The organism is Treponema bryantii NK4A124 (assembly GCF_000421345.1).
GTDB classification, from domain to species: Bacteria; Spirochaetota; Spirochaetia; order Treponematales; family Treponemataceae; genus Treponema_D; species Treponema_D bryantii_B.
In genome coordinates, this window is sequence record NZ_ATWV01000004.1 from 117,450 (window position 1) to 142,347 (window position 24,898).

General features: G+C 42.2%; 15 protein-coding genes. 6 read left to right on the forward strand and 9 right to left on the reverse strand.

The genetic code is table 11. The features are described 5' to 3' along the window. The first annotated feature begins 113 nt into the window (after positions 1 to 113). The gene (locus tag G626_RS0105125) at positions 114 to 953 is read left to right on the forward strand and encodes a sigma-70 family RNA polymerase sigma factor (protein WP_022931717.1); all 840 of its coding nucleotides are present in this window, start codon (positions 114 to 116) and stop codon (positions 951 to 953) included. A gap of 1 nt (position 954) precedes the next feature. On the opposite strand, the gene G626_RS0105130 is transcribed toward G626_RS0105125, so the two are convergent. The 3 genes from G626_RS0105130 to G626_RS0105140 form a co-directional block, all read right to left on the reverse strand. After that, entirely contained in the window at positions 955 to 2,661 is a 1,707-nt protein-coding gene (locus G626_RS0105130; protein ID WP_022931718.1) for a type 2 periplasmic-binding domain-containing protein, read from the reverse strand. 43 nt (positions 2,662 to 2,704) lie between these two features. Next, the gene (locus G626_RS0105135; RefSeq protein WP_022931719.1) at positions 2,705 to 3,610 is read right to left on the reverse strand and encodes a carbohydrate ABC transporter permease; all 906 of its coding nucleotides are present in this window, start codon (positions 3,608 to 3,610) and stop codon (positions 2,705 to 2,707) included. Between the two features lie 94 nt (positions 3,611 to 3,704). Continuing rightward, the gene (locus G626_RS0105140; RefSeq protein ID WP_022931720.1) at positions 3,705 to 4,625 is read right to left on the reverse strand and encodes an ABC transporter permease subunit; all 921 of its coding nucleotides are present in this window, start codon (positions 4,623 to 4,625) and stop codon (positions 3,705 to 3,707) included. A gap of 246 nt (positions 4,626 to 4,871) precedes the next feature. Here G626_RS0105140 and G626_RS15485 point away from each other — a divergent pair, with 246 nt between their 5' ends. Then, positions 4,872 to 5,765: an Rpn family recombination-promoting nuclease/putative transposase gene (locus tag G626_RS15485; RefSeq protein ID WP_022931721.1), complete on the forward strand. Its 894-nt coding sequence runs from the start codon at positions 4,872 to 4,874 to the stop codon at positions 5,763 to 5,765. A gap of 340 nt (positions 5,766 to 6,105) precedes the next feature. Here G626_RS15485 and G626_RS0105150 read toward each other — a convergent pair whose 3' ends face one another. Beyond that, positions 6,106 to 13,866, reverse strand: coding sequence for a beta strand repeat-containing protein (locus G626_RS0105150; RefSeq protein ID WP_022931722.1), 7,761 nt, complete (start codon positions 13,864 to 13,866; stop codon positions 6,106 to 6,108). Positions 13,867 to 14,052: 186 nt separating this feature from the next. Between G626_RS0105150 and asnS the strand changes: the two genes are divergently transcribed. Beyond that, positions 14,053 to 15,513 (forward strand): asparagine--tRNA ligase, encoded by a 1,461-nt coding sequence (asnS, locus tag G626_RS0105155; RefSeq protein ID WP_022931723.1) that lies wholly within the window; start codon positions 14,053 to 14,055, stop codon positions 15,511 to 15,513. A gap of 121 nt (positions 15,514 to 15,634) precedes the next feature. Further along, positions 15,635 to 16,921 (forward strand): YhjD/YihY/BrkB family envelope integrity protein, encoded by a 1,287-nt coding sequence (locus G626_RS0105160; protein WP_022931724.1) that lies wholly within the window; start codon positions 15,635 to 15,637, stop codon positions 16,919 to 16,921. Between the two features lie 140 nt (positions 16,922 to 17,061). Here the strand turns inward: G626_RS0105160 and guaA are convergent, their stop codons facing one another. From guaA to G626_RS18025, 4 genes are all read right to left on the reverse strand, one after another. Then, positions 17,062 to 18,951: a glutamine-hydrolyzing GMP synthase gene (gene guaA, locus G626_RS0105165; RefSeq protein ID WP_022931725.1), complete on the reverse strand. Its 1,890-nt coding sequence runs from the start codon at positions 18,949 to 18,951 to the stop codon at positions 17,062 to 17,064. Positions 18,952 to 19,205: 254 nt separating this feature from the next. Next, the gene (locus G626_RS0105170) at positions 19,206 to 20,519 is read right to left on the reverse strand and encodes a hypothetical protein (RefSeq protein WP_022931726.1); all 1,314 of its coding nucleotides are present in this window, start codon (positions 20,517 to 20,519) and stop codon (positions 19,206 to 19,208) included. A 103-nt stretch (positions 20,520 to 20,622) separates the two neighbouring features. Continuing rightward, entirely contained in the window at positions 20,623 to 21,006 is a 384-nt protein-coding gene (locus tag G626_RS0105175) for a PIN domain-containing protein (RefSeq protein WP_022931727.1), read from the reverse strand. Then, positions 21,003 to 21,383, reverse strand: coding sequence for a prevent-host-death protein (locus G626_RS18025; protein ID WP_022931728.1), 381 nt, complete (start codon positions 21,381 to 21,383; stop codon positions 21,003 to 21,005). Before G626_RS18025 ends, G626_RS0105175 begins: the two co-directional genes overlap by 4 nt. Before the next feature lie 165 nt (positions 21,384 to 21,548). On the opposite strand from G626_RS18025, the gene G626_RS17300 reads away from it, so the two are divergent. Continuing rightward, on the forward strand, positions 21,549 to 22,010 hold the full coding sequence (locus G626_RS17300; protein ID WP_022931729.1) for a LysM peptidoglycan-binding domain-containing protein: 462 nt from the start codon (positions 21,549 to 21,551) through the stop codon (positions 22,008 to 22,010). A 117-nt stretch (positions 22,011 to 22,127) separates the two neighbouring features. On the opposite strand, the gene G626_RS0105190 is transcribed toward G626_RS17300, so the two are convergent. Beyond that, on the reverse strand, positions 22,128 to 23,783 hold the full coding sequence (locus G626_RS0105190) for a putative manganese-dependent inorganic diphosphatase (RefSeq protein ID WP_022931730.1): 1,656 nt from the start codon (positions 23,781 to 23,783) through the stop codon (positions 22,128 to 22,130). A 273-nt stretch (positions 23,784 to 24,056) separates the two neighbouring features. Between G626_RS0105190 and G626_RS15500 the strand changes: the two genes are divergently transcribed. Further along, positions 24,057 to 24,887, forward strand: a complete 831-nt coding sequence (locus G626_RS15500; RefSeq protein WP_051142197.1) for a PDDEXK family nuclease — start codon at positions 24,057 to 24,059, stop codon at positions 24,885 to 24,887. Positions 24,888 to 24,898 lie beyond the last annotated feature (11 nt).

Here is a 24,898-nt window from a genome sequence, read left to right on the forward strand (position 1 = left end):
ATACGGCTTCGCCTACTCAATCACCTTTATTTCATTATTTTCAACATTTTTTCCTTGACGATTGCACTTGGCACGATACTTGCTATTATATTAATGTATAAGGAGATTATGCCATGACACGCGATGAAAACATTCTTGCTATGTATCTTAAAGAAATCAACAAAGTTCCTATGATTTCCCATGAAGAAGAAGTTGAGCTTGCTCAGAAAGCTCAGGCTGGTGATAAAGCCGCTAAAGATAAGCTTGTAAATGCTAATCTCCGCTTTGTAGTAAATGTTGCAAAGAAATATCAGAATCATGGTCTGGACCTTTCAGACTTAATCAGCGAAGGAAACCTTGGTCTTCTTACAGCAGTTGATAAGTTCGATGTAACAAAGGGCTATCATTTTATTTCTTATGCTGTATGGTGGATTCGCCAGAGCATTCTTAAAGCAATCTGCGAAAAGAGCCGCGCTATCCGCCTGCCTCTTAACCGCGCAAATGAACTCGTTCAGATTGAACACGCACGCAAGGTTGTTGGAACTAAGAAAACTGAACAGCAGGAATACGAAGAAATTGGTGCTATGCTCAACATGGAGCCTTCACACGTTCGCGATATGATTAACATCAGCCGTGAAATGATCAGTCTTGATGCAGAAACTAATGATTCTGAAAATGGACACACAAAGGTTGCAGATTTCTTCGAAGACAGCGCTTACGACCGTCCTGAAGAAAAGGCTATCGAAAAGTCTATGCACGAAGAAATTGATAACGTTATTAATACTCTCCGCCCTAACGAAGCCCGCGTAATCAGAATGCGCTACGGCCTCAACGGAGCAAAGCCAATGTCATTGAAGGAAGTTGGCGAAGAATGCTCTCTCACAAAGGAGCGTATCCGCCAGATTGAAAAGCATGCCATTGTACGCCTCCAGCATCCGACACGTGCCAGAAGACTGGAAGCATACGTAGCATAAATTATTTCATTGCTGCCAATTTAGCATTTACTTCAATAGTGTGTTTCTCAACATCGAACTTGTAGAGGTCGTCGAAGCCGAAGCCCTTAAGTTCTGTTACCATTTCGTCCCACATCTTGTCGAATGCTTTGTCGTCAGCTGCGAAAATCATACGCCATGAAGCGTCACAAACTGAGTGGTTTACGCTGTTGCGGATTACAGAAATATCTGCAGAATCAGATGGTAAGCTTACACTAACGCTTGGGCTTACAACAAGAGCATTGTTCTTAGACATGTAGTTTGTAGCATCTGTAGCATCATACTTCTTTTCCCAGTCGCGGCGCATCTGAGTCATGTTTCTTTCTTTATAAGACTTCCAGTACTGTGTGTTATAAAGTTCTCCAGTCTTAGGGTTTGTACAGATTGAAGAACCAATCCACTGGTTGATTGCGTTGTTACCATCGCTGTATCCGCCGCCACCAAATTCTGCTGGAACAGGAAGGTTATCCATCAAAGCATTGTCATTCTTAATGATGTATTTTCCATCAGCTCCAATGTCGTAGTTAAAGCCTTCGAGACCTGCATGCTGAATAACCAGAGATTCTGGACTTGCATACCAGTCGAGGAATTCCATGATTCTCTTATACTTAGCATCATCAACCTTTGAGCCTACACCGAATACACGGCCGCTTCCAAAGTAAGAGTCTGAATCTGCATAGTATTTCTGATCTTTAACAGGAATGAAACAGAATGCTGAACCGTCTGTATAGCGGTCTGTTGTGTTCCAGAAACCAATTTCCCATGTATACCAGATAAAGTCTACCTGACCATTAGAAATCTTAGCACAAACTGAGTTCCAGTCCTGAGTACCGGAATCAGGGTCAACAACCTTAAGTCTGTAAGCATCGTTAAGGAACTTAAGCATCTTATAATATGTTCCGCTCTTTTCTGTAAGTGGATAGAAAGTTTTTCCATCCTGTTTGAGGATTGCAGAACCCTTAATTTTTTCACCATACCATGTAGTAAGCTGTACAACGTTTGCAATACCAATCATACCGTCACCACCGTCCCAGTCAGGCCAGAGTGAAAGTGGATATGCAGGATCGCCCTTTTCATTTGTAGGGTGAATCTTTCTGATTTCTACAAATGCTTTAAGAAGGTCATCAAGATTCTTCAATTCAGGAGCGCCAATCTGGTTATACAAATTCCACTTAAGCTGTGGAAGAGAATAGATTCTTTCCTGTGTAACTGTTGTAGGAGAAGTATCTGTCATTTCTGTTGGAATACCATAGTATTTACCGGCAGAGTTTCCTGGCAGACCTTTATTGAAAGTTGTAATCTGATGATCAAATTTCATGATGTTTGGACAATTCTTGATTTCTGAAGAAATATCTTTAATCAAACCTGCCTCAAGACAATCATTGAACTGAGTTGCATCAAGAAGAACAATGTCTCCAAGATTTCCAGAGCTTGCACGCAACTGATAGATGCTGTCACCTGCAACCTGAGGTGCAATAATATTCAATTCAATATTGAATTTATCTTTTACAATTTTTGCAAACCAGCCGCTCTGCATACCCTGATAGTTTGCAGCAACATCATAAATTTCAAGAGTCATAGGTTTTGAACTGTCTGCTCCCGAAGCCTTTTTTCCGCCTCCACAGCTGCAAAGCATAGCGGCACAAAGAGCCATTGCTGCAACTGCAGAAACAATCATTCCTTTTTTCATTAGTTTCCTCCTAATTTTTATATAATCGAATCTAAGATTCGCATTAACCTTTTACCGCACCAATCATGATGCCTTTAGTAAAGTAACGCTGGAAGACCGGATAGACACATATAATTGGTAAAACAACAATAACCGAAACTGTCATTCGGATTGATGTTGCCGTTGACGCATGAGCCAGACTGGCCGCCATTGCAGCTGCAGAAGTAGAGTTATTTACAAGAGCTTTAAGCGAGCTTGCCTGGTTTATATACTGATACAAAGTGAACTGAAGTGTATAAAGCTTTGGATCTGTTACAAGAAGCAGAGTATCCTGGAAAGAATTCCACTGGGCTACAGAAGCAAAAATAGCAACAGTTGCAATAATCGGCTTAATTACCGGAACAATAATGCTGAAGAAAATTTTAAGAGTTCCTGCCCCATCAATTACTGCAGCTTCCTCAAGTTCTTTAGGCACACTTTCAACAAAGGTTTTACAAAGAACAATGTAGAAAGGCTGAACCGCTACCGGGAAAATATAACCCCAGAAAGAGTTTGTAAGGTGCAGGTTTTTCATTGTGATGAACCATGGAATGATTCCCGCATTAAAGTACATGGTTGCAACAGCGTAGCGGTACCAGAACTTACGCTTCCAGAGGCTCTCGCGTGTAAACATATAGCCCAGGAAGGCTGCAACAATTACAGTAAGCATTGTTCCAATTACAGTTCTCAAAATGGAAACTTTAAAGGCATTTAAAAGTCCGTTGATTTTCATAACCTGTGCATAGTTATGAAGATGAAAACCTAGCGGAACCAGAAGAACCTTACCACGTTCACTCAAATCGTTGGCACTCATTGAGTTGATGAAAATATAATAGAAAGGATAAACGCAGACAAAAGCAAAGATTGTATAAATTACATAGGTTGAAATATTTATGATATGATCTTCAAGTGTTAGTCTCTTCAAACTCATTTTTTTTCCTTAATTAATTTTGTCATTACCGGGCTTGACCCGGTAATCTTTTTTTCTAGATCCTCGGGTCAAGCCCGAGGATGACACATATTAGTTATATAAGGCTTTCTCCTCTTATTTTCTTAGAAACCCAGTTAGTAATACAAAGCAGCATAATACTTACAAAAGTCTTAAGGATACTTATGGCTGTTGAAAGTGAATATCCACCGCTACCCATTGCAAGGTTGTAAACATAAAGATCAAGAACTTCGATTTTTGACTTATTGAAAGAGTTTGCAAATACAAAGTACTGTTCCATTCCGTTTGAAAGGAAGTTTGCAAGATTCAGCATTACCAGAACAAAATAGGTTGGAAGAATGCTTGGAATTGTAATGTGCCAGATACACTGCATGCGGGAAGCACCATCAATCTTTGCAGCCTCCATCAGAGACTCATCAATTCCTGTAATGGCCGCAATGTACATAATGGCAGCCCAGCCGGCATTTTTCCAGGTAAGCCATACCCACTGCTTAAACCAGACATGGCTGGAAGACTGCAGGAACATAATCGGTTCATCAATAATTCCCATGTTCATAAGAACAGAGTTTACAGCACCGGTACTATTAAAAACGCTGAAGGCAATGGAATAAACCAGAACCCAGCTGATAAAGTTTGGAAGTGTTGTTACAGTCTGAACAAATTTCTTAAAAGGAACAGAATGAATCTCGTTTAAGAAGACTGCGAAAATCATAGGGAACCAGGAAAAAGCAAGGCTGAGACCGCTCATGGCAAAGGTGTTTGTAAGAACCTGTACAAGCTTTTTTACCTTTACAGGATTCTCTACCATTGAAATAAACCATTTAAAGCCTACGAACTTTTCCCAGGAAAGTGGAAAGGGCGGTTTATAATCGAAAAATGCATACACCCAGCCGTAAAGCGGATAGTATGAAAAAACGGCTATCAGAAGCAGAAAAGGAAGAACCATGAGAAAGTCTTTCATAGCGTTCTTCTGCTTAGCGGTCTTTATGAACTTCATAATCACCTCAAACTTTTAGTTTTAATGCCATAAGCGGCGTTTCGTAAATCGTTTTAGTAAAACGTTTTACTATTTATTAATTATACCACGCTTTTCCCATAAGTCAATTTTTTTCTAGGGGATTTTACTGATGGAAAAGTTTTTTTAATTTTTTTTCCGCAAAAACTTCCTGAAATGATAAAAGTGCATCTATTTATATGGTGTGAGGATTTTATGTTCTCAACATTATTTAAATAGGAGGCTCCAATGGGAGAAAAAGATATAACAGAAAAACATCTCGAAGCCTTTAATGATGTTTTTGCAGACATTGTTAATGTTCTTTTGTTCAAGGGCAACCAGCTCATGAAAGAACAAGATCTTGAGGCTGCTGCAAAAGACACAATGTTTAAGGCAGACGGTAAGCTTCATCAGCAGGAAAGAGATGTTTCGAAATTCTGGAAAAATGGTGAAGTAAGGATTTCTATTCTTGGATTTGAAAATCAAACAATTCAGGACATGGATATGCCGCTCCGTGTAATCAGCTATGATGGAGCGTCTTATAAACAGCAGCTGCTTGATAAAAAAGTTAAACAACGTTATCCGGTTGCTACTCTTGTGCTTTATTTTGGAACCAAACATAAATGGACAGCTCCAAAACATCTTCTGAACTGTTTTACTGTACCGGAAGAACTAAAGCCCTTTGTGAATGATTACAAAATAAATGTTTTCAACATTGCCTGGCTGAGCGATGAAACTATTGATATGTTTCAGAGCGATTTCAAAATTGTTGCAAAATATTTCCAGACTTTAAGACTAAAAAAAGATTATGAAGGTTCTAACGAAGAAATACGACATGTAGATGCTCTTCTTAAAATGTTATCTGCATTAACTGGTGACAAGGCAATTGAAGAGATATATAATGAATGTAACATAAATAAAGGAGGTGTTACTATGGGCGGATTTGTTGAGACGATTATGAACAAAGGTCGCGATGAAGGACGTAAAGAAGGACTTAATGAAGGCGTTCTTGCAGGTAAAGCAGAAGTAATTAACAATCTCATTGAATCGAAAGCAGGAAGCTTAGAACAGATTGCAGCATGGGTAAAACTTCCTGTAAAAGAAGTCAAAAAGCTTGCAGCTAAAAAACCTGCACAGGCCTAATTAATCCACAAAATAAATACGAATAAACTCGTCATTGCAAGGAGCGGCAGTTGCGCAGCTATCCACAGTCCATAAAGAGCCCGCAGATTCGATTTTCTTGTAATTTTGCAGGCACACAAATTTCCTTTCAGCCCAAATCCACAGTCCAACACGCCTTCCTATACTTGCAAGCAAGATTTACGCTGACTTTATCTATCGAGTAGAGGATGGCGCAAAGACGGAATTCTCATTGGCCGCCCTTGTTGATCTTTCAAAAAGGAAATCCGCTAGCGCGCGGACACCCTAGCCCCGCGCGCCGTCCATCCACTATCATTCGACGGCATGGCAAATTGCGTGACAATCATTGCGGAACAAAATATCCTGTATTATCGCCTCCTGCCTGAACCTTATAATTTTGCGTTCCATTTGGCGTAACCTTGAAATTGCTAATAGACCAGGTGAACTGGTCTTCATCCACGTCCTTTACGATTATCCAAGACGGAGAATATGTCGCCGGCGTAATAATGGCAGGCGGAGGATCAGCAGAAAAACCTGTAGTATTCCAACGAACTCCTATAAAAGCGCCAGATGGAACGTAAACGTCATTTGTAACATCGACATGCGCTTCATGAGACATGTTAAATTGGGATCCAGTTCCGCCGATATAGACACCGTTACCTTTTCCAGATCTCGTTTTAAAGTTTGGGTTTATACTGCCGTTTTCGTCTCTTCCTATCCATCCATATCTCATTTCAAAGATGCCGTTATTAGCCACATAAACGCCGCCGCCTCCTCCTGAGGTTGATCCATCAGATGATATATTGCCGTATATGTACATAGGTGAATTATTTTTAATTTCAAAACTGCTGTTAGCAGCCACGTAAACGCCGCCGCCGGATTTAGCCGTGTTTCCGGAAATAATATTTCCTTCATCATATACACCAGATTCAACAATTACAGAGGCGCCATTATCAACGTACATGCCTCCGCCCTGGCCACTATCACTTCTATTGGAAGAAATCGTTCCTCCACACAAGGTCATACTATTGCCTTCTGAAGTCTTTACATAAATTCCGGAGCCGTTAGGGGCTTTATTAATAGAAACCTTTCCCGCGCTCATTTTCATGCTGCCTACAGTACAGACTCCGCCACCTTTATTGTGACAATAGTTTTTTGTAACAAGCGGATTGAGGTCGCCATCCCAAGAAACATCCTCTGCAGTTCCGTTCGTAATATTATAAGTATAGCCCATATAGAAAGTTCCTTTGTTGTAAACGCCGGCGCCATAATCGTAGGCCTTGTTTATGCCACGAGTAAGAGCTGTGGTTGCGTCTATTTGATTTACAGTAAGGTTGTCATCAGAACTTCCGATACATCCGTAATCTTCAAAATAGAATGAACAACCGGACGCGACATAAACGCCGCCGCCGTTTATTGCATAATTTCCTTCAATCCAAGCACATTGCATGTCAACTATTGAAGCGCTTCCGCTGATACTAAGACCACCACCGTTTCCGCTTGCGTTATATCCGCCCTTAATTGTAATACGATTCAAAAACACAGGCGTACTTGTAGTAACTGTCAAGGTCGTGCCTGGAGACCCCGAATCAAAGCCACCGTTCAAAACGCTTGGTTTTGTATAATAAGAAGAGCTAGCCCCGATAACAATCACTCGCCGCGCGTTTATAGTTCCAGAGATTGTTTGGGCACCTTTGACCTCGCCATCAATTTTTATAGTTAAATCCGACTTCTTGCTTGTATCCCAAGCTTCGGACAAAGCCTTTGAAATGCTGGCATATGGTTTGGCTCGCGAGCCGTTTCCGTTTGTGTCATCTCCTGTACCTGTACATAAGTTAAGGCCATCCGTAGAGTTCGCGCAAGCCACATAAATCGGCGCGTTAATGACACCTTTTGCAGCGCTACTTCCCGACGCAGTGTTTAGAATTGTCCAGTCCTGATCCGAAAGCTTAAAGCAATTCAGTTTGTCATCGTCAATCGTTACTCCGGATCCTGCTGTAATCACAGCGCTTCCGCGCGTCCAGTTGTTTTGGGTAATCGTCATCTTTGAAGAAGAATTATTTGACCCAGTAGTAAATGCGCCTGCTATCGTAACAGTTCTAGTATTAGCCGTGCTAAGATAAACATCGTTTGACTTTTCGCTTCCAGGGTAAACATAGGCCGAAGCGCTTATGTTGAAGGTTCCGCCTTGGTAAATCGCGCCGCCGCTTGTTTCGGCTGTGTTCAAAGCGCCGTCTTCGCCGATTGTTCCCGCGGTCATTGTGAGCGTTCCTGCGTTATAAATCGCGCCGCCGCTATAATCTGACGCTTGATTTTTTGTAAAGATTGCAGAGCCATCTATAGTGACTGTTTTTGAAGCGTCAACATAAATCGCGCCGCCAGAGAGAGCTTTGTTAGCCGTAAAGGTTCCGCCGCTTATAGTTGCATCGGCAGTACATTTTATCGCTCCGCCAGTGTTGCCATTGTTATAAGAAATGCTTCCGCTGCCAATCTTTAGAGTTCCTGCATTATATATCGCGCCGCCGCCTTCATTTGTATTGTAATTACGTATTATTCCATAACCGTTATCAATTGAAGATTCAATCAATGTAGTTCCATCAGTGTCAAAGCCGCTGTAGCCAATATAAGCGGAGCCCCAATTGTAAATGCCGCCGCCGCCAGTTTGTTGAGCCCTATTAGCGTAGTCATCAAAGCCGCCAGTGCCGGCAACTTGAATTCCAGCATCAGTAGAAAGCTTGTCGCCAATAAGCGCCTTTCCGTACATAAAGAGAGTGGCGCCCGTATTAACATACACGCCGCCGCCAGAATTCGCAGCGTAGTTGTCGTTAATCTTTGCGTAGTCGCCAAGTTTGACGGTTCCCGCTGTAATGTAGATGCCCGCTCCAGAAAGCGCGGCTCCATAAGTGATTGTCAAGTCTGTGATTGTCACATTTTTTCCGCTTGCATCCACCTTGAGCGCAGAACCATCGGTCTTATTTGTAGTGTACCTGGTAGAGAAGCGTTGTATCTTGGCGCTGCTTGTTTCGGCGCCCACAGCCTTGTAGCCCTTAAGCGTTATGTCAACGCTTGGAGAAGAGATTACCTGCTGCGCGCCCACAAGGGTTCCCGCAATAGTTATCGTGTTTGGCTCGGTTGCCAGGGCCAAGTCGTCGGCGGCCAAAGCGGCGGCAACGCTGGCGTATGGGCTGGTCTTGGTGCCGTTTGCGCCGCTTGTTGTTCCGTATTCAAAGCCGTCCGGTTTTGTTGAGCCAGTGCCAGAAGCGCCGACTACGTAAATCGGAGAAGTGATGTAAACGTATTTGGTTGTAGAAGCGGTATTATCTTTTCTTTCCCAGCTGGCATCGTCTTTTGTTAGGCTAAACCGGGCTTTTACTGCATCCGAAAGAGCCGAAGATGAACTTAAAATATTTGTTCCACGCGACCATGAAGCAGGGGTAATTGACGCAACTGTTCCGCTGCCTGAAAGACTTCCTACAGCAATAGTTCTTTCGGCAGTACCAAGACAAACATCGTTTACAGTTTCGCTTCCTGCGTATACGACAGCGCTGCCGCTAATAGAAAAACTGCCGTCCTGGAAAATCGCGCCGCCTTTAGCGCCTGAATCTACAGTATTTTGAAGTCCGCTTGTGCTGCCACCTATCTGGCCTGCGCTCATTGATAAATTACTTTTATTAAAAATAGCGCCACCGTTTCCTTTTGCATGATTTCCTTCAAATACAACTTTGTTTGCCGCATTTTGAGGCTCTTCTATAAGCACCTCACCCGCGTCGTTGTTATTATACAAACCGCCGCCATGTGTCGTGCTGAAATTGTAAGAAATGCTTCCACTCGCAATTCTGACTGTTCCGCCATTGCGATTCAGAATTCCGCCGGCGTGATACTCTCTGGTAGTGGAAATGTTTCTTCTGACTCCACCGCCGTTAGTCATATCACTCTTTACAGGATTTCCACCAGAAAACCCGCTGTAACCGATATAAACAGCGCCGCCATTATTATAAATTCCGCCGCCATGCTTAACTGCTTTATTGGCAAAAGTTGCTGGGCCCGCGCTTGTTCCGTCTGTTGCAATTGTCGTAGACGTCGCATCATCTCCAATTAAAGAGGAGTCGTACATAAAAAGTTTTGCGTCACCACCAGAAAGATACACTCCGCCGCCAAACTCACTGGCAATATTACCGGTAACCTTAGCTCCTGTGCCGAGCGCAACGCTGCCCTTTGTTATGTTAATTCCGCCGCCGTTTGTCGCTCTTCCACCTGTAATCGTAAGGTCCTGGATTGTAACGGTCTTTCCATCTGCGTTTACTGTAAGCGCACTTCCCGCTCCAGACGTTCCACCCGCGTCAATCTTTGCGCTTGAAGATGTGGCTCCTGCAGCCTTATATCCTTTGATTGCAACAGCAGAAAGACTGCCTGTTCCGCTTATAGACTGAGCGCCACTTACTGTACCGTCTACAATAATTGTGTCGTGGCTTGCGTCCAGTAAGCCGAGAGCAACTGAAATTGAAGCAAATGGATGAGCCCAGTTACCGATTGTATTATCATCTGTTGGATCGATGGCTCCGTCTGATCTTTTACATTTTGCAGGATTGCTTCCTGCAACGTAAATGTCCGCGTCGATTTTTGCGGCGTCGTTAGTTGCTGTCTTCGTATATTTTTTCTTATCCCAGCCTTTATCGGTAAAATCGAATTTTCCTATTATTGTATCATCAAGGGCTGTCAGGGCCCCATCAACACCCAGAAATTGAAGTCCTCTTCTCCAATGCTCAAGTGTTATAGCAGCAACGTTACCACTTGCTGTAAGATTGCTTCCAACTTTTAATACAGCATAAGAACTAATTGAATCACCACTACCATACATTGAAGCTAGATGTACGTCGTTTTTACATGGCGCTTTAACAAGAGTACCTGACTCTGTAACACCGTATGGAACCGATGCTGATCCTGATATGATAAAGCTGGTGTTGCTGGAATCACTAACGGTAATACCTCCACCCCAACTGGCAGCTTTATTTTCCTTTACAGTTCCCCCAGAGAAAACCGCAGAAACATTTGCTGTGACAGAGACTCCTCCACCTGAATTAGCTTCGTTATAGCTAATTTCACCTCCAGAAATCTCTATATTAGACTGATAATTCTGTATTCCTCCACCTGGACTTCCTGAACTTTCTGAACTATCAGTAACACAGGAAGCCTTGTTATAGGAAATATAACCTGAATTTATTTTAAGATTTGATTTTTCACTGCTAGAACTTCCTTTATTATTTATTCCACCACCACCATAATATGAAGCATTTCTCTTTACACCACCAGTGAGTGTTTCTGGCACCGGATTTCCTTCTTCAATTCCTTTATAACCAAGATATATAGAACCAGCATTATAAATTCCCCCGCCATCAGCACTTGAATAGTTTGCACATCCAGTTTCTCCTGTTGCAGGAGTATCAAGAGAATCACCAATTAAAGCACTTCCGTACATAAAAAGTTTGGTATCTTTTTTAACATAGACACCGCCACCGTACTTAGCTCTGTTTCCAGTAACCTGAACACCATCACCCAATTTAAGAGTTCCCGTCTGCAGGTATATTCCACCACCGTAAGAGCTGGAACTTTCTTCTGTACCCAGCCCGCCAGTAATCTTCAGATTTTCGATAGTTACAGGAACTGATGTACTCAAGGTCAAGGCGCTGGTGTTAGCACCATTTGCATCAATTTCAGGAGCAGCAGACGGGTCAGATTCATCAACTGTACCCTTAATGGTAAGTGCCGAACATTTGTCTGAAGTGAGAGTCGATGAAACAACTTGTGCAGGAACACTTCCTATTATCAAAATTGTATCTTCTTCTCCACCTGCTAAACTTGCAGTTGCATGCTGGAGAGTTCTATAAGGTGCGCTCTTTGTACCACTTGCACCTGGGCTGTCACTTCCATCTGCTTTTATATAAATAGGAGCCTTAAGCTTTGCAAACAAGACATTGCTGCCAGACTTACTAAAATTAAAATCTCCATCTGTCAGCTGAAAATAGTCTTTGTAACTTTCTATAGTTCCACTTTCTGCTTCAAGGATTTCGAGACCTCGCTGCCAGCCTTCTGGAGTAAGGGCTATTTTAGAACTTGCCTGAAGATTAAGCCCGCTTGTTTCAATATAAACAGGAGAATACTTTCCGCCTCCATCCGGGCCAGCATGTTTTACAAAAACATCATTCTTCTGCTGGCTTGCAGTTCCGCTTACTCCGTAAGGAATTGAAGCGCTTCCTCCGATTTTCAATTTTGACTGTATATAAGTACTTGTGCCAGCATCATAATCTGAATCAACATAAAAAGCACCGCCGTCGTTATTGGCTACACTTCCGCCGGTCATGGTAAACTCTGCGGCTCCAGTAAGACGTACTGCTCCGTACTGGGCGCCGGCTTTGCTGTTGCCGGAAATCTCGCCGCCTGTCATTTCTACTTCGGCACAGTCGGCGTAAATTGCCATACCGCCGGTACCGCCATTATCAATTGAGTTTGATTTTATTTCTGCACCGGCTTTAATAATCAGCTTTGGTTTGTGGCTTGCATCTGTTCCCTGAATATAAATACCGCCGCCCTGATCGCTCGCTGAGTTACCTGAGATTACAGTTCCGGATTCAAGTGTTACGTTTGCACTATCTTTTGTAATGCTGATTGCACCGCCATTTCCACCGCTGCCCTTTCCGCCTGCAAGCTTAATATTTCTAAGTGTTACAGGAACCGTGGTGTTTACTGTAAGAATTGTCCCTGCACTATTTCCCGCTGCAGGCTCGAGCACAGCCAGATTTGTTCCAGAGCCTTGCCCTATAATTTCAATTGATCTTGCCTCTGTAGAAGTAATGCCGGCAGGAATCTCAAGATTTGCTTTTTGAGGCTGAGCTGCTTTTTCTGCAGTAGGTTTTGCTGTAGTAACTAATATCCGGTAGTCTCTTGTATTTCCATCTCCACTTGTATTTGCCTTAATGATTTCGAAGGCCCGGTTAAGTGTTTTTACCGGAGCATAAGGACTTCCAACTCTGGAATCATCCGGCTCAACAGTAACTCCTTCCGGAGCGCCTACATAAATTGTAGAAGAAGCAAACTTCTGCACAAGCGATGTTGTAAGCTGAAAACTGCCCCCGCTTATAATCGACTCTGTTCCGGGAGCATTTCCACTTTCCCAGACTTTTGTTTCCATATTATCAAATACATTTATGGTCTGATATGAAATATAGGCCTGGAAATCTTTATTAAGACTTGTGTCATGCTTGTAGAAAATCATTGTGACATCATAGGAACCCGATGCTATTGTCATGTTTTCTTTTGTTTTAATTTGAGTGAGAGATACATCCAGATTTGGAGATTCCCCTTCTGCCCAGGGCTGCCACGGTTGTAAAAGACCGTTTGCTCCAGATGTGAAGAGCTTAAGCTCTGTTATTCCAGCACCAGATTCTGGAGCTGTCATATTAAGATTAATAGTTCCCCTACCAGTGCTGGTCTGCAGTGGACTTAAAATGAAAGTTTTTTGAGTTGCAGGCTGAAGCGTTGTTTCCGAAAGAGTGAGTGTATATGGATGGCCTGAAGAAGTATTAATATCAATCAAAAGATCTTTTGGAGCAACGTAAGAATCTGTGCCCGGTGTACCGCTTGCATTTTTGCGAAAACCTGCCGTAAAGGTCCAGGTTTTATTGATTTCCAGCTGCAGGGTATAATCTTTACTTACACTTGAAACAGGTATTACATCTTCTTTGACAATACCATCATTTGAAGTTGCAGTTACGTAATATTCATAATCACTTCCGGTAGGAAGCTGAGCATTTGCCGAGCGGCTATTTTGATTTACCGGCTCCGGCTCTTTGGGTTCAACGAATTCTACCGGCACGGCTCCTTTTAATTTAAGGGAACCGCCGAACTCTATTGTTACAGGCTGATTTGATTTAGAAGTATTGCCGGCAGCAGGGCTTTCTTCAGCCGGAGTTTTTTTGGCTGCCTGTGCGCTTGCAGTCTGCACTTCATCATCTGAACTTACTGTATTTTCAAAAACGTTATTGCAGGAATTAAAAGTTAAAAGAAATGAAAGAGAAATAAGGAGAAAAAGCTTAGAGACCTTACGCATAGCGGCCTCCTGCCCCCCCCTAGAAGTTAGTATAGTGTTTTTCATATAGAACAAACTCCCCAAATATTGATGTAAAATTATACATTATATAGTTAGAATTGTCATCTTTTTAATAAAGTGCTAAAATAGCGAAGCATTTTCATTATTAGACGGCCGGCGACGGCCAGATTTCAAGGAGGGTACATTATGGTACCAGTATTAATTAAAGATTTACTGTCTTCTAAGCCAGAGGGGCAGAAGGTTACAGTATGTGGTTGGGTTCGCACAGTCCGCGACTCAAAGGGTCTTGTTTTTATTCAGGTGAACGATGGAAGCTGTTTTTCTAATATCCAGCTCACCTTTGACCGCAATAATCCTTCTAATAATGCAAATGTAAATGAAATCGAAACTGAACTCAAAAAGCTCAACACCGGAGCAAGTCTCCGCGCTGAAGGTCTTCTCATTGAATCTCCTGCAAGCGGCCAGGCTGTTGAAGTAACTCTCGAAAGCCTCAAGTGTCTTGGTCAGGCAAATCCTGATGAATATCCATTGCAGAAGAACAAGATGTCTATGGAGTACCTGCGCGACAATGCCCACCTCCGCGCACGTACAAATACTTTCGGTGCTGTTTACCGTATGCGTAACCAGATGGCTTTTGCTGTACACAGCTTCTTTCAGGAGCGCGGCTTCCAGTACATCAACGCGCCGGAAATTACCTGCAGCGACTGTGAGGGTGCCGGCGAAATGTTCCAGGTAACAACCCTCAGCCTCGAAAAAATTGCTGAGATGGGTGTTAAGGCCGGTGCCGGTGGAATGAAGATTGAAGACGCTCATAAAATTGTTGATTATAACAAGGACTTTTTTGGAAAGAAGGCAAGCCTCACAGTAAGCGGCCAGCTCGAAGCAGAAACTCTTGCAACTGCTCTTAGCCGTGTTTACACCTTTGGACCTACTTTCCGTGCAGAAAACTCTAACACTCCACGTCACCTTGCTGAGTTCTGGATGATTGAACCGGAAATGGCTTTCTACGACCTCAACGACGACATGGACATTCAGGAAGACTTTGTAAAATATCTTTTGAACTGGGCTCTCACTAAGTGCCGCGAAGACCTTGCCTTCTTTGACAAGAGAATTCAGCCGGGCCTTATCGAAAGTCTTGAAAAGGTTGCAAAGGCTAAGTTTACAAGAATCAGCTATACACAGGCTATTGAAGATCTGGAAAAGGCAGCTGCTAACGGCGCTAAGTTTGAGTTTAAGCCTTACTGGGGCTGCGACATTGCAACAGAGCACGAGCGCTATCTTACAGAAAAAATCTACAACGGCCCTGTAATGGTTTTCAACTATCCAAAGGAAATCAAGTCTTTCTATATGAAGCAGAATGACGACGGCAAAACTGTAAAAGCTGTTGATGTTCTTGTTCCTGGAATCGGCGAGCTTATCGGCGGTTCTGAACGCGAGGAAGATTACGGCAAGCTTAAGGCAGAAATCGAACGCCGCGGCATGGATGAGTCTATTTACGACTGGTACCTCGACCTCCGCAAGTTCGGTACAGTTCCACACTCAGGCTTTGGCCTTGGTTTCGAACGCCTTCTGCGCTACGTAACCGGTATGGAAAACATCCGTGATGTTATCCCTTACCCACGCGCTCCAAAACTGGCAGACTTCTAATCATATTCGTCATTGCGAGCGTAGCGAAGCAATCTATATAAACGAACCCCGGTTTTCTAAAGAAATCCGGGGTTTTATTTTCCCTATTCCCAAAAATCACTTATAGGACTATTATATAAATATGACCTCTTTAAAGGCATACTTCAAAAAGATTTTTTCTCGCTTTGGGCAGATGCTGTACTTGACTATTTCGAACTTCACCAAAAATGCTTTGTGGGAAAGTGCTGCAGCTTGTGCCTTTGGTTTTATTTTTTCTTTTATTCCGGTTACCATGATTATCTTTACGGTACTGGTCGGAATCCTTCGTATTTACCCGAACATCTACAACTTTATAATCAGTTTTACCGAGCAGTTTGACTCTGTTGTAAAAATTACTCCTGTGCTAGACAGGCTGCTGAAAATCAGGTCTTTCAGTTCCTTTAATATTTTTCTTGCTGTGTGGGTTATATGGATGGCCCGCAAGCTTTTTAATTCTATCATCATCGCCATGAATAAGGTTTTTCGCTCGGTTTCGCGTCGTAAGTCATGGTTTAATCAGATTCTTACTTTTATCATTGAATTTTCTATTACACTGATTATTGCAGTTGTAATTATTGCAGCCTTTGTTTTTTCACAGATTATTTCGCTGCCATTTTTCCAGACTGTCCTTGCATATTTTCCTCTGCTTGAAAAACAGAGTTCCTCTAATCTTGCAACTTTTGTACTCTACTTTATTCTTTTTTTAAGCACAGTGATTGCCTACCGTGTAATTCCTGGAACAAAGCCGCTGCTCCGCCGCTGTATATTTTATTCAGCTTTAAGTACTGCGGCTTTCTTTATTGTTTCCTGGTTCCTCAACATGTTCATGAACGTAACAAACTACAACGCTGTTTATGGAACCATCAGTTCGCTGGTTGTTTTAATGATGAAGGTTTATCTCTTCTTCATCATCTTCCTTTTCTGTGCTCAGATGATTTATGTATCTCAATTCTTTGAAACACTTTTACGTTCAGAAATCTACCAGCTGCCCGGCTACGACTCAAAGGGTATGGGAAATTATCTGCGCCGTTTCCTCTTCATCAACCCGTCTGAAATTCAGACAGAAATGAATACTGTTTATCTTAAGGCCGGCCAGGTTCTCTATACCAGAGACCAGAAGGTTTCTTTCGTTTACTTTATAAAAATTGGTGCTGTTTCAGAAGAGTCGGATAAGGGCTTTACTCTGCGTTCTCAGGGAAGTTTTTTGGGAGACGTTCAGTGCATCTTAAACCAGAATTACCAATGCACCGCAACAGCCCTTGCAGACTGCGAGCTTATCAGTTTTACCTCAGAAGAATTTATGCAGATTATTGAAAAGAGTCACCACGCTGCCCGCAAAGCCATTTCGAAAATCTCGGAATACACTGCCACAGCGTATGATGAAGATTAAAAAACAAGGCGCCATGAATGGCGCCTTTGTGTATCTATAACAGTCGGCAGACACAGCCTGCCTCTGAGCCGGAACGATGGATGAACCTAAAATGGCCCGTTGTCGCAGCCCATTTTTTTAACGGTTCTTCCATTTTAGGCTTATTCCCATCCGAAAGTTGCTGGCGGTTTGTTAGTTGCATCAAAGTAGAGTGCATCGACAAACGGAAGTTCCGCAATCTTATGAACAATTGTATCAAGCAAATCTTTTGGCAGCATTGCAAAGCGGGCTGTCATTACATCTTCTGAAATTACAGGGCGCAGTACAAAGGTTGCGTGATCAGCGCTGCTTGCGTATGGAAGGTCAATTGTAAGATGCTGGAAGATTTTGTCGTACCAGCCGCTTGCATGGAGCTCTGTAAGCACGATGTTGTCTACTTCGCGGAGCTGATCTAGACGGCGGCGGTCGCAGTAGCCTTCCTGAATCTTCAGGTCGCTGTCTGCAATCTTTGGATTCTGATAAAGCTTAATACAGGTACGGTTAATATATTTTGCAGCATTTGTAATTGTTGATGAACATTCTTCAATCTTTTCACGCTTGCCAGGGAAGTGATAGAAGCCATCTCCTTCATCAGCAAAAGTAAGAAGAGCTGGAAATCTGTATGTGCGGAAATCTCCCTGAACACCAACAGAGCGAACTGGAAGAATGCTACGCTTAAGGCTGGCAGTACAATTCTCGCAGAACATATCAAGTTTAATTTCATCGAGTTCTTTCTGTGCAAGAGGAAGCTCTTCTTCATTCTTAGCATCTGGCTTTCCGTCGTTACAAAGAACGTTGATAGAAAGTCCAGGACCTGGGAAAGGATGGCGCATAACAAGTTCATCTGAGAGTCCGAGTTTCTTTCCGATAGCACGAACTTCGTCTTTGTAAAGATCGCGGATAGGCTCAATAATCAGGCCCTTAGCAATGAGCTCCTGAATACCTGCAACGCGGTTATGATGGGTTTTGATTGTGTGAGAGTTCTTTGTTCCACCCGATTCAATAATATCAGGATAAAGAGTTCCCTGAGCAAGGAGCCAGCTGTCATCAAGATTCTGGCGGGCTGTTACCTCATTACGAACGGTGATAAAGTTTTCACCAACTGCCATACGCTTTTTCTGTGGATCTGTAAGCCCGGCAATTGCCTTAAGGAAGCTCTCGCTCGCATCTTCTACGATGAAGTTTGTAAAACCGAACTTGCGGTAAGCTTCTGCAACGTTATGACTTTCATTTTTGCGCATAAAGCCGTTATCAATATGAAGTCCAAGAACGCGGTCCTGGCCAAGGGCTTTATTCAAAAGTGCAAAGGTGATTGTTGAATCAACTCCACCGCTGAGGAAGAGAAGAACGTTACGGCCGTCTGCATCCTTTTTGATATTTTCAAGAATGATATTTAATACAGTGTCCTGATCCCAGTTCTTTTCCATACCACAGAAATCTGCAAAGTTCTGGAAAATCTGATTTCCGCAAGGAGTATCTTTTACCTCGCAGTGGAACTGGAGTGAAAAGCGTTTTTTAGCAAGATTCTGAGTTGCAGCAAAAGGACAATCTTTTGTGTTACCAACCATTTCAAAACCGTCTCCCATCTGGAAAACAGTATCCTGGTGGCTCATCCAAACCTGCTGGTCGCCTTCAATTCCCTTGAAGAGTGGGCACTTGCTGTTTGCTCCACCAACGCCGTCGGCAAAACGGAGAGTTGCAAAACCAAACTCGCCAACCTCACCTTTTCCAACTTTTCCGTTATAGCCAAGCTGAACAATGTAGTGACCGTAGCAAAGTCCCAGAATAGGAATATCAAGATTTAAGATTTCAGAATTGAATTCCGGAGTTTTCTCATCATAAACTGAAGAAGGACCTCCAGAAAAAACAATACCCTTCGCACCGGCGAGCGAACTTACGTCTGCCGAAGGAAGGGCAATCTCAGAATAATAGCCAAGCATACGGAAACGCTTAGCAATCAAATGTGCATACTGCGAACCAAAATCTAATACAACAATCTTTTCACGTGACATAGAAAGATTATAATGATTTTTACTGTGAATTGGAATATGTATATAATGCCAGTTCCGGATACAACCCCTGGATTAATCTGAAATGACCATCCTGTGTCCAGAGCGGAACATCATATTTCATTGCACAAAAAGCTATCATTACATCAGTTATAAGAATATATATAATTAGGTGTATAAAAAGAACAAGGCGTCATCTCTGACGCCTTGTTTACATTTAAACACCCTTTTATTTATTTACAAATGTTAGATTGAGTTTATCCACAAAGGTAGAAATATTCTCCTATAGCAGCATTTCCATTCGACTTATAAACCAGATATTGTTTTCCTGCTGTTCCTAAATCAATTTCAATTATCCCCTGATTGCATGTGTAAGTTCCTGTTATTGTATCTGAATCATCATCGTGCTTGTAGCTAAATGATACTGCTCCATTGTTTCCAAGAGTATATTTGATATAATCATTCTCATCTCCAACTAAATAAACACCCTGCAAACCAGTTGTTGTTGTAGTTTTGGATAACGTCATACTTTCAACAAAAACTCGTGTTTCATTTCCAAAAGTCAATAAATAAACTGGATAGTTATCCCAATCCTTTGTTGTTCCATTATTTTTTGTAAGGGTTGCAAGACAGGTATTGCTTGAATTAGCAGGTGGCATAATGACAACTGTTATATCATCATGATACCACACTTTATCACTATACACTTTACCATCTGTTTTTGAATCTTGAAATTCAATTGTATACGAAGGATCTGCTGTCATATCCCTATCAGTACTAATAGTTTTTCCCAAAAAATCTTCGACTGTTGTCGTGCTAAGGCGAGCAAAATCATCAAGTGTAATAGCCGGAATATCCGCACCTCGGCCTACATCCCATTCATAAGAAGTCTTGTAGTCGGCGCTCTTCAATTTGAACTTGAAATTTACAAACTCCATAGTTTTTCCAAGATGTTTGTTGAAGACCCAATCATGAACCTCACCTGTAGAATCATCTCCAAGTCTATAGGTGCAGATAGTGTCATAGGTTTCGTCTGCAGTCTTAAAGAGTAAGTCAATTACAAGATTTGGATAACCGCCAACTTTTGACTGAGTATAAGAAAATGTAGGTTTTGTAGTAAATTTAAATTTTCTTGTACCTGAGTTATATGTTGCTTTTGGAACATTTGTTACTACAGGAGAATCCAATCCTTTTACAGAAGAATTGATTTCTACCGAATCCGATTTGTTAAGTTTGTTCCAATCTGCATCATAGAATTGGGCATAGTAAATATAAGTTTTATTTGCTTCAGTAAAATAGTCTGTTGCAGTATTTGCTCCTGCGCTGGCATTTTCTGTACAATACCAATAATCTTCAAGAGTAGAACCCGGTTCTGAACGAATAAAGTAAATAACCGAACAACCTTCCGGTGCCTGAACGGTAACTTCAATTCCATTATCTCCCTGAGTGGCCGAAATATTCTTGCCGTCTCCATCATCTGAACCATTGCTACAGCCAACTACGAGAAAAGATAAAACTAAAAAGGGAATAAAAACTTTTTGTGATAAGAGTTTGAATGATTTTCTAAGCATAGAATCATCCTCCTTATCAAGTTTAGGTATGTTAAAAAAGATTAAAGGAGGTAAATGAATCTGTCAAAAACATTTTGTTATAAATTTTCTGGTAACAGGTAGCTTAAAACAAATTATACAGAGCCAGTTCTGGATACAGGCCCTGAATTAATCTGAAGTGGCCGTCCTGGGTCCAGACTGGCACATCGTACTTCATCGCACAAAAGGCAATCATAACATCAGTCAGGGGAACGGTTACTCCATTTGCTCGAAGATTTTGAAGAATAAGACCGACACCTTCGAAGTCATATTCATCTGTATGCAGAAGATTAAAAGAATTAAAGAAGTGCAGCATTTTGTCTATTTCTGCATTGTTTCTTGCTCCATGTAATAATTCAGATTTTACAAGTCCGCAAATTGCAAATTTATCCGGAGATATATTTAACTTAAGAAGTTCCTCTGGCTTTCGCCAGTAGTCAATCAGAACATTTGTATCAAATAAAATCATATCATGCTCATCCTTCGCAATTCCCAAACTGCGTCTTTATCAACATCAATAGGACCAACTTCTTCTATAACATCCTTCAACTTTCTGGTCGGCGGCAGCGGAGGCGCAACATTCTTTCTGATTCTTGCAATAAATTCTTTTCGGGCTTTTTCCTGTTCCAGAGTCTGCGGCGGATTCACAATTCTGTTAGATTCCTGGACAAGTTTATCGTAGGCTTCAACAGTAATCATTACACATTCCGGCGCATTGTTCTTAACAATTACCTTAATTCCATCGCGTTTTACTTCTTCAATAATCTTTCCAGCTTCGCCCTTATTAAAGCGGCTGATAGGAACAAAGGAATTAAGCATTTTCGTTGCGGTTAAAGCATCATACATATTGACCTCCTCGTTAATCGATATTTTTATCGTTATTTTTAATGATATTTTAATAGATTATATTTGTCAATAAAATTACTGATAAGAAGATATCTGACTCATTATTCTATTTCTTTTTGGACCTGCCCGTGTTATAATTTAAATAACATCAAAGGAGGTTTTCTGATGAAGAAAATTATTATTTCAATTCTTGCTGCGGCACTGGCATTTGGTTTTGTTGCCTGTAAATCAACAAACCAGGTTCAGGACCTCAGCGAATCATTTAACAAAGTTTACGGAAATTATCTTGATGTTCTGGATCTTACAGATGCAGGCACTTATACGGTTAAGCAGGGCGACACCCTCACTTCAATTACAAAAGCTCAGTATGGCGATACTAACGGTTACTACTTCCCTTTGATTATGCTGGCTTCAAAGAATGTAGTTCAGGATCCTGAAATGATTCGTCCCGGTATGCAGCTTACAATTCCTTCTCTGGAACGCAACATCAACAATGTTGAAAAAGCAAAGGTTTTGAGCCCTTACTTCAAAGACATTGCAGGCGTTTACAAGCAGAAGAGAACTAAGGCTGCTCCAGATATCCGCGAGCACCTTACAGACATTTCTACAGAACTGGGAAATAAATAGATAAGATCGTCGGGTCAAGCCCGACGATGACACTTTCACAAGGTCCGCGATAACAAACTCTGTCTGTTACCCCGACTGCATAATGTCATTCCCCGGCTTGACCGGGGAATCTTTTTTTTACACGCTGTAATTCAAAACCTGTTCGGTGATTAAAGGAATCAACTGCTTCTTGCGGCTCACTACGTCCTTAAGGTAGTAAACACCATCTTCCTGCTTTGGGAAGGTGATGAACTGGGTGAACTTTGGATCGCAGTCTATGAGGAGTACGCTCGAAAGTTTTGTGATATCTGTAACCAGCAGGCAGGCAAAAAGCCCTTTGTTGGCTCGTCGCTCAACTGCAAGCTCTTCCATAAACTCTGCCTTGCGGTCCAGGATTTCCTGAGGGTTTCCAACTTCAATCTGACTGGCAGTATAAGTAAGCTTACCTTCAGTGTATTCCTTCATATCCTGATGGATGATTTCGCTGGCAGGGCGACCGCCAACTTTACTTCCTGCCATAAGAATCTCGTTTCCAAGTTCCTTGATGTCCAGGTCGGTGATGCTGGAAAGATACTCTGCCATGTCGCGGTCGGTGTCTGTAACTGTAGCCGACTGAAGAATGAGAGTATCCGAAAGAATACCGCAGAGCAGGAGGCTTGCAACATCCTTTGGAATCGGAATGCGGTACTCTTTGTAAAGACCTGCAATCTGAGTTGAGGTTGAACCAACCGGGCGGTTAATAAAGGTAATAGGATTTTTAGTCGGAATTGAACCGATGCGGTGATGGTCAATTACTTCCTGAATCTTATAGTGCTCAATGCCTTCAACAGCCTGAGTAATTTCGTTGTGGTCTACAAGAATTACTTCTACGTTTGGTTCCTTCATCAGGTCGTGCTCAGAAATAATTCCGATAACCTTGTTTTCATCATCAACTACAGGCAGATATTTGCAGTGGGCGTTTTTGAGGATGTCTTTGATTTTTGCGATTGTATCATTCTGATGAACAGTTACAATTTCCTTATCGCCCATAACAGAAACCGGCATGGAATAAGCAATGAGCATTGAAGTTGGAGAAGTAGAATAAGGCGAAACAATTACAGAAACGCCGTTCTTTTCTGCAAGCTCTCGCAAGCCCTTATCAATTACACAGTTGGAGGTTGTGATGAGAAGCTTTACCTTATGTTCAATACAGATTCGCTGAATGTCCTCTCGGTCAGAAGAGATTACTACAATGTCCTCGCTGGCGTGAGCTTCCAGACGTTTCGCAAAGCTTTCTGTAGAAGAAGAACCAACGTGAATAGAAGCGTTGAAAGTTTTATCTGCATCGCCGGCAATGTAAATCGGCTGGGCGTTGAGGGTTTTCTGAATCAGGCTGATGCTTGTTGAAAAGCGGTGCTTTTTTTCCGGATTTAAGATAGTGAGAACTCCGCGGGCAAAGCCGGAATAATGCAGGAGGGACTGGTAATGACCTTCTGCGTCCACAACAGGCAGAACACGAATTTCCGTTTTTTCCATCTGCCCGATTGCCGCCCAGACAGAAACATCCGAAGTTACAGTTTCTACCTTGTCCTGCATAAAATATTTTACCTTTGGAACCAGGTCCGGCAAATACTCCGGGCGAGGGATTCCGAACTTTTCAAAAATATATGCAGTCTGCGGGTTGAGATGTCCCGCACGGGCAGCCTTGTATTCAGGATGTCCTAAAAGATTTTTCAATGTTGCATAACCGACCGCAGAAACAACCGCGTCAGTATCCGGGTTACGATGCCCGATGATGTAAACTGTTTTGTCCATAAGCTGATTATAACTGAATGCTTAAGAAGGGGGAAGTCACCTCAGAATTAAATATCTCAAGACTAATAAAGGCGTAAGTTCAGGATTATGATGTTTTTTTTGAAAAACTTTTCGAAAAACTTCCTTTTTTGACATATTAAAGCAATATTATATGTGGAGATTTTTGAGAAATCGGTATTTTCCGACAAAACAGGTCGCGAGGAGACGTTTTGTCGGAATGGGCGGGCGCTTTTGCGCTGGGAATCCGATGATTCTTTAATAAGGAGATTTATTATGTCTGTAGATTTACTAAAACCCACGGAAATTGGTAAGGAACTGGAAGAGAGGCTTTTTGAATTGAAACAAGCCCTGCTCAAAGTAAAAAAGCGTCTCGAAAATGCGCCTTCTGGTCACCTTAAACTTTCGCGAAAGAAAACTCATACGGAGTTTTACCACATTACACAGCGCGGCGCATCTCGGGGTACCTACATTGCCAAAAAGAACCGCCCCCTTGCCGCACAGCTTGCTCAAAAAGAATACGACCGCCGCCTGCTTACAGAAATCCCTAAAGAAATCCGCGCCCTTGAAAATTTTCTTAAACAAACTGACAATCTTTCTCATCTGCCGAAAATCTACGAATCACTTTGCACGGAACGTCGCGGCCTCACCACCCCACTTACGCTCACAAAAGAACAGTTTGCCGCCCAATGGAAAGCCGTCACCTGGAAGGGCCGCGACTTCCAGGATGAAGACAAAAAACTTCTTACTGCCAATGGCGAAACTGTACGCTCAAAATCAGAAGTTATTATTGCAGACACCTTACACCACATGGGCATTCCCTACAGATATGAGTTCCCTCTGAAAATCAAAAAGTCGCCTTCTGAAACGCGAACCTTTTATCCTGATTTTTTATGTTTGAATCTTCGCACGCGGCAGGAGTTTTATTGGGAACACTTTGGGTTAATGAGTTCCCCCGGATACGCAAATAATGCAATTGGGAAAATTAACCTCTATGCCTATAACGGATTTTTTCCCGGACAAAACCTGATTATTACATTTGAGGCCGGAGACGAAAAATTTGATACTCAAATAGTTGAAAAAATGATTCAGACTTATTTAATTTAGTGCTATACTGT

What these genes read in the sequence shown, in the direction of transcription:
- G626_RS15500 (WP_051142197.1), top strand. Translation starts at nt 24,057, where the DNA reads ATGTCTGTAGATTTACTAAAACCCACGGAAATTGGTAAGGAACTGGAA.
- G626_RS0105190 (WP_022931730.1), bottom strand. Translation starts at nt 23,783, where the DNA reads ATGGACAAAACAGTTTACATCATCGGGCATCGTAACCCGGATACTGAC.
- guaA (WP_022931725.1), bottom strand. Translation starts at nt 18,951, where the DNA reads ATGTCACGTGAAAAGATTGTTGTATTAGATTTTGGTTCGCAGTATGCA.
- G626_RS0105160 (WP_022931724.1), top strand. Translation starts at nt 15,635, where the DNA reads ATGACCTCTTTAAAGGCATACTTCAAAAAGATTTTTTCTCGCTTTGGG.
- G626_RS0105125 (WP_022931717.1), top strand. Translation starts at nt 114, where the DNA reads ATGACACGCGATGAAAACATTCTTGCTATGTATCTTAAAGAAATCAAC.
- G626_RS0105170 (WP_022931726.1), bottom strand. Translation starts at nt 20,519, where the DNA reads ATGCTTAGAAAATCATTCAAACTCTTATCACAAAAAGTTTTTATTCCC.
- asnS (WP_022931723.1), top strand. Translation starts at nt 14,053, where the DNA reads ATGGTACCAGTATTAATTAAAGATTTACTGTCTTCTAAGCCAGAGGGG.
- G626_RS17300 (WP_022931729.1), top strand. Translation starts at nt 21,549, where the DNA reads ATGAAGAAAATTATTATTTCAATTCTTGCTGCGGCACTGGCATTTGGT.
- G626_RS18025 (WP_022931728.1), bottom strand. Translation starts at nt 21,383, where the DNA reads ATGTATGATGCTTTAACCGCAACGAAAATGCTTAATTCCTTTGTTCCT.
- G626_RS0105175 (WP_022931727.1), bottom strand. Translation starts at nt 21,006, where the DNA reads ATGATTTTATTTGATACAAATGTTCTGATTGACTACTGGCGAAAGCCA.
- G626_RS0105150 (WP_022931722.1), bottom strand. Translation starts at nt 13,866, where the DNA reads ATGCGTAAGGTCTCTAAGCTTTTTCTCCTTATTTCTCTTTCATTTCTT.
- G626_RS0105135 (WP_022931719.1), bottom strand. Translation starts at nt 3,610, where the DNA reads ATGAGTTTGAAGAGACTAACACTTGAAGATCATATCATAAATATTTCA.
- G626_RS15485 (WP_022931721.1), top strand. Translation starts at nt 4,872, where the DNA reads ATGGGAGAAAAAGATATAACAGAAAAACATCTCGAAGCCTTTAATGAT.
- G626_RS0105140 (WP_022931720.1), bottom strand. Translation starts at nt 4,625, where the DNA reads ATGAAGTTCATAAAGACCGCTAAGCAGAAGAACGCTATGAAAGACTTT.
- G626_RS0105130 (WP_022931718.1), bottom strand. Translation starts at nt 2,661, where the DNA reads ATGAAAAAAGGAATGATTGTTTCTGCAGTTGCAGCAATGGCTCTTTGT.